Here is a 12,896-nt window from a genome sequence, read left to right as displayed (position 1 = left end):
CCCTGTTTATTTTTGTTGGGTGACTCTCTAGCGAAGTGCTCAGGCCTGCTTGCGTCCGAGAATGGACCAGTAGCAGTTCATGTTCAGAAGCTTGAAGTGCTTCTTGTCCGTGACCTGAAGGCCCAGCCGCTGCATGTGCTCGGGGTAGTTGTAGATTTTGTGGAAGGCATTGTTGGCGAACAGCCAGAAAATGAAGACCGCCATGTACCAGTAGAGCTTCTTGAACATTCTGGAAAGCAGGTTGCCCGTGGGGTAGGAAAAGTCGCCAACAACCACTCGGGCGTCGGCCTTGCCCAGACGTATCAGATGCTCCAGGACCCGGACCATCATGTCTTCGTCGAATACGTTGAGGAAAAAGTTGGCCACCACCATGTCGTACTGCTCGAACTCATCCACCTTCATGATGTCGCTGTGGATGCGACGGATAGTAAGGTGTGGTGCTTCTTTTTCCTGAGTCTCGGCAAACTTTCGCAACATGGTTTCGGACAGATCCACCACAGTCACATCGGCGCCCAGTTCAGCAGCCCGAATGGCATCCCGGCCGTGGCCAACCCCGGCGAACAGTATCCTGTCTCCGGGCTGGACGGTTTCAACATCCAGCATCGCTGTCTTGCAACGGTGAATGTTCTTGCCGCTATAGAGGTTGCTCAGGAAATCGTAGACGGGACCAATATACTTGTACTTGTCGCGCATGATGACTGCTGCCTGTTCTTGTTCCTTGGATGCCGTCACCGTTTTTGTCGTTATTGGTCCGAGAATGTCGGACATTCCGGTGATCAGCGCCTATGAATTTGAGCTTAGAGAACAGGGTGGGAGAAATATGTGCAGTAATGCGCATTTCCGGATACACAAAGTAACGTACTGCAATACTTTGCAAACCAGATCGCGGTTTTATATCGGAGTGTCAGACAATAAATAATCGTCTATCAGAATGATGCGGCTTTGGCTCTTGTGGTGCCGAGGGTTCTGGAGATTTCGGCCGCAGGCCTGGCAGGGCCGTAGAAAAAGCCCTGAACCTGGTGGCAGCCCAGGCCTCGAAGGTATTCCAGTTGCTCGTCGGTCTCCACGCCTTCGGCAACAATCTCCAGTTTCAGCCCGTGAGCCATGGCGACGATGGCATTCACGATGCACGCGCCGTCCTCTCCACTGCGAATGGCTTTTACGAAAGACTGGTCGACCTTGAGGGTATGGATTGGGAGGCGGTGCAGGTAATTCAGTGACGAATAGCCGGTGCCAAAATCGTCAATCGCTATCCGGACACCCAGAGCCGCCAGTTCACGGAGTTTCTGGGAAATCTGCTCAAGATCGTTCATGATCACGTTTTCGGTGATTTCGATTTCCAGATTGCCGGCCGGGAAGTTGTGGGCCTTTACCTGCTGCATCAGGGTTTCCACAAAGCGCGGGTGTTCGACCTGGATGGGTGACAGGTTGACGGCCAGCCTGAGGTCGGCATGGCCAGCCCGGATCCAGCGGCCAACGTCCTGGCAGGCCTGATCCAGAACCCTTTCACTGAGCTGGCCGATCAATTTGGTCTCCTCCGCCAGGGGCAGGAAATCCCCGGGGTAGAGCAGTCCACGTTCGGGATGCTGCCAGCGGACCAGGGCTTCGAGACCGACGACCCGGTTGGTTGTGGAGCAAACCTGGGGTTGGTAGAAAACCCTCAGCTCGTCCCGTTCCAGAGCCAGTCGCAGATCCCGCTCCAGGTTGAGCCGGTTGGCAGTATCAATACTCATGCTGTCGGAATAGAAGCGGTAGCCGTCCTTGCCCTTGCCTTTGACGTGGTACATGGCAATGTCGGCATTCTGGATCAGCTGGTCCATGGATTCGCCGGCTTCCGGAAAGATGGCGATACCGATACTCACGCCCACGAATACCTCGTGATCACCCAACTGAAAAGGTGCCCTGAGGGCGTCAATCAGCTTCTTGGCGATTTGTCTGGCATCTTCGTGATTATGGATGGAGGGCAATAGCAAGGTGAATTCATCGCCACCGAAGCGGGACAGAGTATCGCCCTTGCGCAGACATTTCTCCAGACGGTGGGTTACCGCCTGCAACAGACGATCTCCCATGGCGTGGCCGAGGGTATCGTTGATGACCTTGAAGCGGTCCAGATCCAGGAACATCACTGCGAGTTTCTGGCCGCCGCGTTTGGCGTGGGTTATCGCAAGCTCAAGACGGTCCTTGAAAAGTGCACGGTTTGGCAGGCGGGTCAGCAAGTCGTGATAGGCCTGGAAATTGATGAACGCTTCGGCCTCCTTTCGCTCGGTGACATCGCGGGCAGTGCCGTAATAGCGCGCGCCATTGCCATTCCCGCCACCCTGGGTTGTTCCGGAATGGGGCCAGGTTTGCGGATCGATTGGAAAGGCCGTTATCTCGAAGTGTCGGGTTGCCCGGCGGCTTCCGCGGGTTTTAAGGCGAACCTCCAGGGTTCTGGGGTTGTCTGCGGTGATGTTGGGCCCCTTCAGAGCGAGGGTTCCCCGGGTCACGTCCCGGTCGTCGAGGATATGTCGGAAATGCTGACCACAGAGTTCTGCTGGCTGATATCCCAGCAGGCTCTCGACCTTGCTGTTTACAAAACAGAAGTGGCCGTCTTGATCGAGCATGAACACGATGTCGGGCGAACTGTTAACAATATATCGGTGCAGGGCCTCGGATTTTTCCAGCCGCATCTGGATATGTTCGTGGGCTTCAAGAAGTGATTTCTTCCCGATAACACTTTCGACGGTGGCCAACAGCTCTTCAGGATCGAAGGGTTTGCGGATGTAATCCAGGGCACCCCGACGCAGGGCCCGGCTCACGGCGCTGAAGGAGCTCTCGCCGCTAACCACAATCACTCCGCAATCCGGTTGCCTATTGGCGAGATGGGCCATAACATCGAAGCCGCTGACTTCTGGCATCCGCAGATCCAGCAGCGCCAGATCGAACGCTTCCTGGTCAATCAGGTCACAGGCTTTTCGACCCCCGTGGGCTTCCGCAACCTCGTACCCCCGGCTGCGCAACAGCGAAGCCAGTGTATTCAGCAGGCGGGGCTCGTCGTCCGCTACCAGTATCCGTGCCGTTAACCCGTGACTGAAAGGCTGATCAGTTTGTTCAGGTGCCATCGGTCTGTGTCCGTTGTTTCTGCGTCAGTCGGTCTCGTTCTTTTTATGGCTGGCCGCCGGGAACAGAATCCTGAAGGTGGTGCCCTCCTGCCCCGTCCGACAAGCTATGATGCCCTCCATGTCATCGACTAGCTGCTTCACAATACTCAGGCCCAAACCGCTGTGGCCTTCTCCCTTTGTGGTTTTCACTGGTGAAAACAGGGTGTCCCTGATCTCACCGGGTATTCCCCTGCCTGTATCTTTAACTTCCAGCTCCACCCAGGTGCGATGATTCTGCCACACCGGGGAAGATGTATGTATTTCAACTGTGCCACCATCATCCGGAAGGCTTTCCGCAGCGTTACGAACCAGGTTGATAACAACCTGGCGAATCCTGGTAGCGCCAGCCGTAACCCGTGTTGGTTCGCTACACAGGGATAATTTCAGGTTGCGGTTCGCAGAGCTGAACAGGCTATCTTCGAGGATACGGGCCAGACTTTCCAGTTCGGCATTGAGCTCAACCCCGTCGTCACCGTGTTGGCTGTTGTCAGTATGGCTCATCTGCAGCAAAAGGTTGCCGGCCCGGTCCAGTTCATCGCGGATCACGTCCAGCTCCTGCTGGACACCGGCATCTTCAAGCCTGCCGCGTAACTGGTAAATGTACTGTCTGATGATGGTCAGGGGATTACTGACCTCGTGCACCTGTTTGCGCAGCCGGTCGCGGGCTATTTCCTGATCCAGTCCTTCCGTTCCAGTGTCTGCAGCTGCTCCAGCAGCCGTTCGGTCTGCCAGCACGGAAGACAACTGGTGGGTAAAGATATCCGCCAGTTCAAGAGTTGTCGGCAGATGATCATTGTCGGTGCCCAGGGCGAATACGCCAGGGCAATTGTCACCACCCTTGACCGGCACGGCTAGCAGCGATGGTGTGTGTAACAGCGAGAGCAGCTGACGGTCCAGTACCGTGGGTGAGCGTTCGCCAAGACTAACTGGCAGGCCGGAAATGAAGGCTTCGGTAAGGACACTGCCACCGGGCTTGGCGGTTACTGCCAGTTCGGGGATGTCTCCAATGGTGCCGGACAGGAGCACGAGGTTGTCTCCTGTGTGTCCAAAGCAAAGTGCCGGTAAGCCCGTGATCAGGGTAAGACTGTTCACCGTTTCGGCGAGAATATCCTCGGTTTCACCGGTCAGGTCGGCAAGGTTGATGGCCTGGTTCGCCATGGCCTGACGCAGAATAGTCTGTTTGAGTTGCCTCGAGGCGCTTTCGCCACAGTAATCCTCATCCAGTGGGATTCCCATAGAAGCGGCCATGCCCGAGACTTCATGTCCGATACGGCGGTTGATCTCACGGGTCAGTTCTTCGTTCAGTCCGAATACCGTGCCGGCAGCTGCAATGCCGGCGGCGTCTGACAGGGCTAGCCGGGTGGCGAGGCTGATCAGCTTTACCAGATGCCCGGCATCTCTCAGTTCCGAGGGCAGTGCCTGCTGATAGCGCATGGCATCGGCGGCCATGGGCCCCAGCCCCCAGGAGGCCACGAGCTCGGCGGCGATGTCTGACTGGTGATCAAGATAGTGTTGCTTCGCCTCGGTGGCTGGCGTTTTAATAGCGATCAGTTCACCGATGTTGTGAAGCATGCCCAGCATGAAGGCTTCGTCTGGTTCCGGGTAGCGGGTGAGCGTGGCCAGGGCCCGGGCGGTCAGGGCGGTAGTGAGCGAGTGTCGCCAGAAGTCTCTGAGCTGCTGCCATTCGTCCCCGCCCAGTTCGAACAGCAGCTGTCGCAGGGCGGCGGTCAGTACCAGCGTGTGAAAACGGCGGGTGCCGAGTCTCAGGAGTGCCTGGTCAACGGATCTAATCGGGGTAGAGGGCCCGTACAGGGCGGAATTGGCCAGTGCCAGTATGCGAGCGACCAGCGCCGTATCGGCAGAGACAATCTCGCTGATCTTTCGGTAGCTCTCGTCCTGATGGCAAGCATCGAGCGCCCGCAAGGTCACCTCCGGGAGACTCGGTAGCTGTAAATCAGGCGCAATGTGCATAGGCTTACCTGCCGTGCGGCGAAAAATCAGTATCTGACGGAGCGTTCATTCTTATTGTCCGAAAAGAGCTTAGACAATAATCCGTCGTTATTAAATACTTATTGCTCTTTTTTTAAGCAATATATTATCTGATTCGTGATATGTGTAGAATTTTTACAGGTTAAACTATCCGAAACCGAAAAATCAGGGACCTAGATTACCGGTGATGAACGCCAGAGAACCTGTTAAGCACAATCCGAACCAACCTCGCACCATCGCCATTACCGGCGGCAAAGGTGGGGTGGGTAAGACCTCGGTTGCCCTGAATCTTGCGCTTACCCTGGCAAGGCAGGATAACCGGGTTTTGTTGCTGGATGGCGACACCGATCTGGCCAATGTCAGCATCATGGTGGGCCTGTATCCGCGAAAAACCCTTGCCAATGTGATGGCCGGAGAGTGTCGTCTGGAGGACATTATCCTCGAGACCGATTACGGACTGCACATTGTGCCGGGGGCATCTGGCGTCCAGGAATGTATGGACATGGGGCCGACTGAAAGCCTCCGTATACTGCGGGCGCTTTATAACCTGGAAAGCCGCTACGATTACGTCATCACCGATACTGCTGCCGGCTTGCAGGCCGCCGGGCTGCATATGATTGCTGCAACAGAGTTGGCGTGCATGGTCGTGACCCCGGATCCGGCCTCTCTTACCGACGCCTTTTCGCTGATCAAGGTTCTGCGGCGCAGGGGGTACAACCGGATACCCAGTATTCTGGTGAATATGGCCCAGGGTGCCAGCCAGGCGCGATCTGTGTTCCAGCGCCTGGATGCCGCTGCCCAGCGCCACCTGGGAATCTCGCTCCATTACATGGGTGGGATCTGGCGGGACGAAACCCTTCGCCAGTCGGTTCTCAACCAGAAGCCCGTTGCGCTTCTGCCCGTGTCGGACCCCTCATGCCGCCAGTTTCATACCCTTGCGGACATGCTGGATGTGCGGCTGTCCCAGTTACCCAGGCGCAAGGCCGGTATTGCGGCATACTGGCACAAAGTGTCGAAAAGAGAGTCCGCGAACCCACCCAAAGGGTTGAGCAAGCCAGAGCCCCAGGCTGAGAGTGAGGCGCCGGCGATCAAAGAGCGTTGCCTGGAGGCCGTTGGTGAAATTGAGGCAGTGTTCAGTCAGGCGCCGGTGGACCCGATGCTGCGTTATGAAGCATTCACCCGGCTTTTTGCACTGCTGGGGAGCACGCTGGACAGTGATGCCATCGAGATTATCCAGACCGGTTTGGGGTCGTTCCAGTGGGAGAGCCTCAGCCCCGAACGCAAGCATCATCTGGCCATCCACCTTCGTGAGCTGGCGGACCAGATTTCGCCTCCCGCGCGCCAGCCGGAACCCCCTGAACCGACCCACCCGGTGCTCCGCGAGCCTTTTTACGATCGCATCAGCTTTGGCGAGCAGGATCGCCTGGTGCGGGTGTTGAAGGAGCAGCCGGCAGATATCTCCCTGGATCAGCTTCTGCGGTCTCTCTCGGGCAATGATCCGGGTCGCTCCTGATAGGCAGAAAAACCTACCCTCTTTTCCGTCATTTTATTAGCACTTTTTGTAGCGTAACTTTGCTGTGTGTCACCGCTCTGTCACCAAAGTTGTGCAAGGATTAAGCATAAATTTGAATCGTGGCCCGCAATATGCAGTGGATCTGTTGTACCTGATTCGCAAATTTTCCCTTTGTTGGCAGGTGTGCGCCGACAACGAATTGAAATGAGAAGGAGTTCTCCCATGGCAACACAGCAGCTGAATCCCGAAGCGTCTTCAAAAGTACTTGAGCGGCTCCGGGGCAAGCATGTTCTGATTACTGGTACCACCGGGTTTCTCGGCAAAGTGGTTCTGGAAAAGCTTATTCGCGCCGTCCCCGATATTGGCGGCATTCACCTGCTGATCCGTGGTAATAAACGCCATCCCAATGCCCGGGACCGTTTTTTCGATGAGATCGCCACCTCATCTGTCTTTGATCGGCTTCGTCAGGATGACAACGAGGCTTTCGAAACCTTCATCGACGAGCGTGTGCACTGCGTTACCGGGGAAGTAACCGAGCCATTGTTTGGCCTGTCCGCAGACCGTTTCCGTAAGCTGGCTGGTGGCATTGATGTGGTCATCAATTCCGCGGCCAGTGTGAATTTCCGTGAAGAGCTTGATAAAGCGCTTGCGATCAATACACAGTGCCTGGAAAACGTCGCCGAGCTTGCCCGACAGAACAAGTCCCTGGCGGTACTTCAGGTTTCCACCTGTTATGTGAACGGCATGAATTCCGGACAGATCACAGAAACGGTAATCAAGCCGGCGGGAGAATCCATTCCCCGCAGTACGGAGGGCTATTACGAGATCGAAGAGCTGGTTCGCCTGCTGGAGGACAAGATTGCGGACGTACGCTCGCGCTACTCCGGCAAAATGCTGGAAAAGAAGCTGGTAGACCTGGGCATTCGTGAAGCCAATCACTACGGTTGGAGCGATACCTACACCTTTACCAAATGGCTCGGTGAGCAACTTCTGCTGAAGGCCCTGTCAGGGCGCGCGCTGACAATCGTGCGCCCATCAATTATTGAAAGTGCACTCGAAGAGCCCGCGCCGGGCTGGATTGAGGGTGTAAAAGTGGCAGACGCCATTATCCTTGCCTACGCCCGTGAGAAGGTCACGTTATTCCCCGGCAAACGCACTGGTGTTATCGACGTTATCCCTGTGGATCTGGTGGCCAACGCCATCATCCTGGCGGCTGCCGAAGCCGTTGCTGATGCACCTCGTCACCGGATTTACCAGTGCTGTAGTGGCAGCTCCAACCCGGTTTCCCTGGGACAGTTCATTGATCACCTTATGGCGGAGTCCAAAGCCAATTTCGCCGAATATGATCAGCTGTTCTACCGTCAGCCGACCAAACCCTTTATTGCGGTTAACCGCCGGTTGTTCGATGCCGTTGTCGGCGGGGTTCGCATTCCCCTGAGCATTACCGGGAAGGTTTTGCGTATGCTGGGCCAGAATCGCGAGTTGAAAGTGCTCCGGAATCTGGACACGACCCGTTCGCTGGCCACCATCTTTGGTTTCTACACCGCTCCGGACTACATCTTCCGGAATGACGATCTGCTGGCCCTGGCATCGAGGATGGGCGAGCTGGACAAGGTTCTGTTTCCGGTGGACGCACGGCAGATTGACTGGTCGGTTTACCTGCGCAAGATCCACCTGGCGGGCCTTAATCGCTACGCCCTCAAGGAGCGTAAGGTTTATAGCCTCCGCTCTGCCAAGGCTCGCAAAAAGGCAGCGTGAATCCAGAGCCCGGTCGCCAAGACCGGGCTTTTTTCTGCCCGGCCGTTGCTCTTCCCGGTTTGCCATCGGCTCCAATCGAACTATCCTTTAGAAAGCTTCTCGTTCGGCGCAATTTACCGTTGTTTTCTTGCGGGTTACCGACCTTTTTGGGCTAAAAGTTCAGGCGGATTAGGACGTTAGTCTAATTCATTGTGTAGTGGCTAGCATGGTGAACTACCACTATCCGTCTACAGGGCCGGAGAGGTCCCAACGTCTGAATTCCAAAACCGACAATGACAACAGACTCCGACTAAAGGGGGAGCACAATGACTGGTAAACAGGTATATCCGGTAAGCCCGGAAGTGGCCAAACAGGCCCTTCTGAACCGGGAACAGTATGAAAAAATGTATCGTCAGTCAGTTGAAGACCCGGATACCTTCTGGGGTGAGCACGGCAAGCGCCTTGAGTGGATCAAGCCCTACACCAAGGTTAAAAACACGACCTACGATTACAACAACCTGTCCATCAAATGGTTCGAAGATGGCCAGTTGAATGCCTCTGCCAACTGCCTGGACCGTCACCTGGAGAAGCGTGGCGACCAGACCGCCATCATTTTTGAAGGTGATGACCCTGCCGATTCGCGTAACGTGACCTATCGCGAACTGCACGAAGAAACCAGCAAATTCGCCAACGTCCTGAAAGGGCTGGGCGTGAAAAAGGGTGATGTTGTTACGATCTACATGCCGATGATTGTCGAGACAGCCGTCGCCATGCTGGCTTGTGCTCGTATCGGCGCGATTCACTCTGTGGTTTTCGGTGGTTTCTCTCCGGAAGCCCTGGGCGCGCGCATCGTTAACGGCAAGTCCCGCTTTGTGGTGACCGCGGATGAAGGTGTTCGTGGTGGCCGCAAGATCCCGTTGAAAAAGAACGTGGATGCCGCCCTCAAGAACGAAGACACCGCCAATGTCGAAAAAGTGGTGGTAGTGACCCGTACCGGCAATTCCGAAGTGCCCTGGAATGACGCCCGTGACGAGCGTTACGAGGATCTGATGAAGGCTGCATCTGCAGACTGCCCACCAGAGCCCATGAACGCCGAAGATCCGCTGTTCATGCTGTACACCTCTGGCTCCACAGGCGCACCGAAGGGTGTGCTTCACACGACCGGCGGTTACATGGTCTATGCCTCCATGACCCACGAGTACGTGTTCGATTACCACCCGGGTGACGTGTACTGGTGTACGGCTGATTTTGGCTGGGTGACCGGCCATAGTTACATCCTGTATGGCCCGCTGGCCAACGGTGCCATCACCGTTCTGTTCGAAGGTGTGCCTAACTATCCTGACAGCTCGCGTATGGGACAGGTGGTCGACAAACACAAGGTAAACATCCTTTATACCGCGCCGACCGCAATCCGTGCCCTGATGGCGGAAGGTGAGTCCTGCATGAGCGGCACCACCCGCGAAAGCCTGAAACTGCTGGGCTCGGTGGGCGAGCCGATCAACCCGGAAGCCTGGGAGTGGTACCACCGGGTTATCGGCAACAGCAAGTGCCCCATCGTGGATACCTGGTGGCAGACCGAGACCGGCGGCATCCTGATCTCTCCGCTGCCGGGCGCCATTGATCTGAAACCGGGTTCCGCAACCGTTCCGTTCTTCGGTGTCCAGCCGGCATTGGTGGACAATGACGGCAATATCCTTGAGGGCAAGACCGAGGGTAACCTGGTTATCCTGGACAGCTGGCCGGGCCAGATGCGCACAATCTTTGGCGATCATGAGCGCTTTGCCCAGACCTATTTCAGCACCTATAAGGGCATGTACTTTACCGGTGATGGTGCCCGTCGTGATGAGGACGGCTACTACTGGATCACCGGCCGCGTCGATGACGTTCTGAACGTGTCCGGTCACCGTCTGGGTACCGCGGAAGTTGAAAGCGCGCTCGTTGCCCATGATAAAGTCGCCGAAGCGGCGGTTGTTGGCTATCCCCATGAAATCAAAGGGCAGGGCATCTACGTCTACGTTACCCTGGTTCATGGCGAGGAGCCCTCTGACGAGCTGAAGAAGGAACTGGTGCAGTGGGTACGCAAGGAAATCGGTCCGATTGCCTCGCCGGATGTGATCCAGTGGGCGCCTGGACTGCCCAAAACCCGTTCTGGCAAGATTATGCGCCGGATTTTGCGTAAGATTGCGTCTAACGAGCACGACCAGTTGGGTGATACGTCTACGCTGGCAGACCCGGGTGTAGTCGATGACCTGATCAGCGGTCGTGCGAACCAGTAACGCCTGTGTGTTACCAGGCCACGTACCTGTAAGGAATCTGTTGAATGGCACAAACAATTATCGTCGCTGATGATCACCCGCTGTTTCGCGCAGCATTGAAGCAGGCGGTCAGTCAGGCGGTGCCCGATGCCGAGACGGTGGAAGTCGACAGCATCAAGGCACTACAGGCGGCGGTAGAGTCGCACCCGGATGCGGATCTGGTTCTGCTGGATCTCAACATGCCGGGTGCCCACGGCTTCTCCGGGCTCGTGTTCATGCGCGGGCAGTACCCGGGGCTGCCTGTGGTGGTTGTGTCAGGATCTGAGGAATTGCAGGTGATGCGTCGCTCGATTGACTACGGTGCTTCCGGCTTTATTCCGAAGTCGGCGCCGCTGCCCACCATCACTGAGGCGATTCAGGCTGTTCTGGAAGGGGATGTCTGGTTGCCGGAGGGGGTGGCTGACAAGATCGAGCGGATGCATTCGGATGCCACCGACTTTTCCGAGAAGCTGGCGTCGCTCACGCCGCAACAGTTCCGGGTGCTGGGAATGCTGGCCGAGGGGCTTCTGAACAAACAGATAGCTTATGATCTGGACGTGTCGGAGGCCACCATCAAAGCGCATATCACGGCGGTGTTCCGGAAGCTCGGGGTGCGGAACCGCACCCAGGCGGTGATTGCGATCCAGCAGATGGAGATCGATCCTTCGGATCAGTCGTTGTCTGGTAGCTGATTTGGTTTTACTAGTTTGAATGAATAATGAGCGGGAGCCTGAGGGCTCCCGTTTTTTTTGGTTTGGATCAGGCTCTTTTGTGTGGTGTTTGTGCAGGATGGGAAGGGCCTCCGCAGGACCGCTACGAGCACATCCATGTGCGCTTGGCTTTGGCCATCCGTGGCCAAAGACATCCTGCGGAGGCCCTTCCCACCCTGCACTTAAACTTTTCAGAACGACTTCTCGGCTGTTAAAAAACAATACAGGTGTTCCATTTTTTATCTCTTCCTCGGCTTAATTCAGTTCCGGTGTTGTCATATCAATCTTTGTTAGTTAAATTCGGCGCACACGTGTACTCTGAAGCATTCAGAGATTGATGAATTCCTACCGATAGATCAAAGGTGACAAATGAACGCTGCCGTACAACCCGATGCGTTGGGCCAGACCGCTTTTGGCAAGCCGGACGAGCGGGAACTCAGGGATAGAATGAAAAAGGAACTGCCGGCGGATACGTTCAAGCCGCAAACCTGGCGGGTGGTCTGGTTCCTGCCATTGCAGCTGATCATATGGGGCGGAATAGCGGCCATTCTGCTGGCGGGGCTGCCCTGGTATGCCAATCTGGGGCTTGGTCTTCTGGTAGGGCATACGATAGGTTGCCAGGCGTTGCTGGCCCATGAGGTGTTGCACGGGGCGCTGGGAATGAGCCGGCGTTGGCAGAACTTTTTTGGGTGGCTGGGGTTCGGGCCGTTGATTGTGCCACCCGAGTTCTGGCGCCGTTGGCATAATGTGGTTCATCACGGTAACACAAATGCTGGCGATGCAGACCCGGACAGCTTTGGTACCCTGCGTCGCTATAAGGCGGACCCTAAACAGAAGAAGTTCACCAAGTTGGCGCCAGGCTCGGGTACCTGGTACAGCTACCTGTTCCTGACCTATTCCTTCACTTTTCACGCCCAGCTGGTGCTCTGGTTTCAGGCGAAGCGTCGCAAGCAGTTCAAGGGATTTGACCGTCGCACGGCGATTCGTCAGTCCTGCGCCTGTATCGCTGTGTGGGTGTTGCTGGCAGTTGTGTCCGGACCGCTGGCAGTATTTACGGTGTTGATCCCGTTCATGGCTGCCAATGCTTTGGGGCAGGGCTATATTCTCACCAATCACTTCCTGCGCCCACAGACCGAAACCAATAACCCCCTCGACAACTCCATGAGCCTGCGCAGCCATCCGTTGCTGGACCGGTTGCATTTTCGGTTCAGTTATCACGTGGAGCACCACTTCTTCCCGAAAATGGGACACAACATGGCGCCGCGGGTGCGTCGGTGGCTGGAGGAGAATCATGGGGAGCGGTATGTGGCCATGCCACATGGTACGGCGCTCAAGCTGTTGTACAGCACGCCCCGGGTATACAAGTCACCGACGGAGCTGGTGGATCCGAATAATCCGGAGCGTGTGTTTGATTTGTTGCCGTTGCAGCGGCGGTATTCCGCACGTAATCGGGTGTAGGCGAGGTTTGTCGGATTACGCCTTTGGCTAATCCGACCTACAGTTGAAGATGGCT

8 protein-coding genes are annotated in these 12,896 nt (G+C 56.2%); 5 read left to right on the top strand and 3 right to left on the bottom strand.

What is annotated here, in order from left to right:
• Positions 1-39: 39 nt before the first annotated feature.
• The 3 genes from A8B84_RS08580 to A8B84_RS08570 form a co-directional block, all read right to left on the bottom strand.
• Entirely contained in the window at positions 40-693 is a 654-nt protein-coding gene (locus A8B84_RS08580) for a class I SAM-dependent methyltransferase (protein ID WP_064227141.1), read from the bottom strand.
• A gap of 233 nt (positions 694-926) precedes the next feature.
• Complete coding sequence (locus A8B84_RS08575) at positions 927-3,101, bottom strand: EAL domain-containing protein (RefSeq protein ID WP_064227142.1); 2,175 nt, start codon at positions 3,099-3,101, stop codon at positions 927-929.
• Positions 3,102-3,125: 24 nt separating this feature from the next.
• On the bottom strand, positions 3,126-5,111 hold the full coding sequence (locus tag A8B84_RS08570; protein WP_064227143.1) for an HDOD domain-containing protein: 1,986 nt from the start codon (positions 5,109-5,111) through the stop codon (positions 3,126-3,128).
• A gap of 205 nt (positions 5,112-5,316) precedes the next feature.
• On the opposite strand from A8B84_RS08570, the gene A8B84_RS08565 reads away from it, so the two are divergent.
• The 5 genes from A8B84_RS08565 to A8B84_RS08545 all read left to right on the top strand — a co-directional run bounded on the left by A8B84_RS08565 (position 5,317) and on the right by A8B84_RS08545 (position 12,841).
• Positions 5,317-6,642, top strand: a complete 1,326-nt coding sequence (locus A8B84_RS08565; RefSeq protein WP_064227144.1) for a MinD/ParA family protein — start codon at positions 5,317-5,319, stop codon at positions 6,640-6,642.
• A 222-nt stretch (positions 6,643-6,864) separates the two neighbouring features.
• Positions 6,865-8,400: a fatty acyl-CoA reductase gene (locus tag A8B84_RS08560; protein WP_064227145.1), complete on the top strand. Its 1,536-nt coding sequence runs from the start codon at positions 6,865-6,867 to the stop codon at positions 8,398-8,400.
• A gap of 305 nt (positions 8,401-8,705) precedes the next feature.
• Positions 8,706-10,655: an acetate--CoA ligase gene (acs, locus tag A8B84_RS08555; RefSeq protein WP_064227146.1), complete on the top strand. Its 1,950-nt coding sequence runs from the start codon at positions 8,706-8,708 to the stop codon at positions 10,653-10,655.
• A gap of 44 nt (positions 10,656-10,699) precedes the next feature.
• Positions 10,700-11,365, top strand: a complete 666-nt coding sequence (locus A8B84_RS08550; protein ID WP_064227147.1) for a LuxR C-terminal-related transcriptional regulator — start codon at positions 10,700-10,702, stop codon at positions 11,363-11,365.
• Positions 11,366-11,752: 387 nt separating this feature from the next.
• The gene (locus tag A8B84_RS08545) at positions 11,753-12,841 is read left to right on the top strand and encodes a fatty acid desaturase family protein (protein WP_064227148.1); all 1,089 of its coding nucleotides are present in this window, start codon (positions 11,753-11,755) and stop codon (positions 12,839-12,841) included.
• Positions 12,842-12,896 lie beyond the last annotated feature (55 nt).

This window comes from Marinobacter sp. EhC06, assembly GCF_001650915.1.
Taxonomy (GTDB): Bacteria; Pseudomonadota; Gammaproteobacteria; order Pseudomonadales; family Oleiphilaceae; genus Marinobacter.
This window is presented reverse-complemented; position numbering and strand designations above follow the sequence as displayed.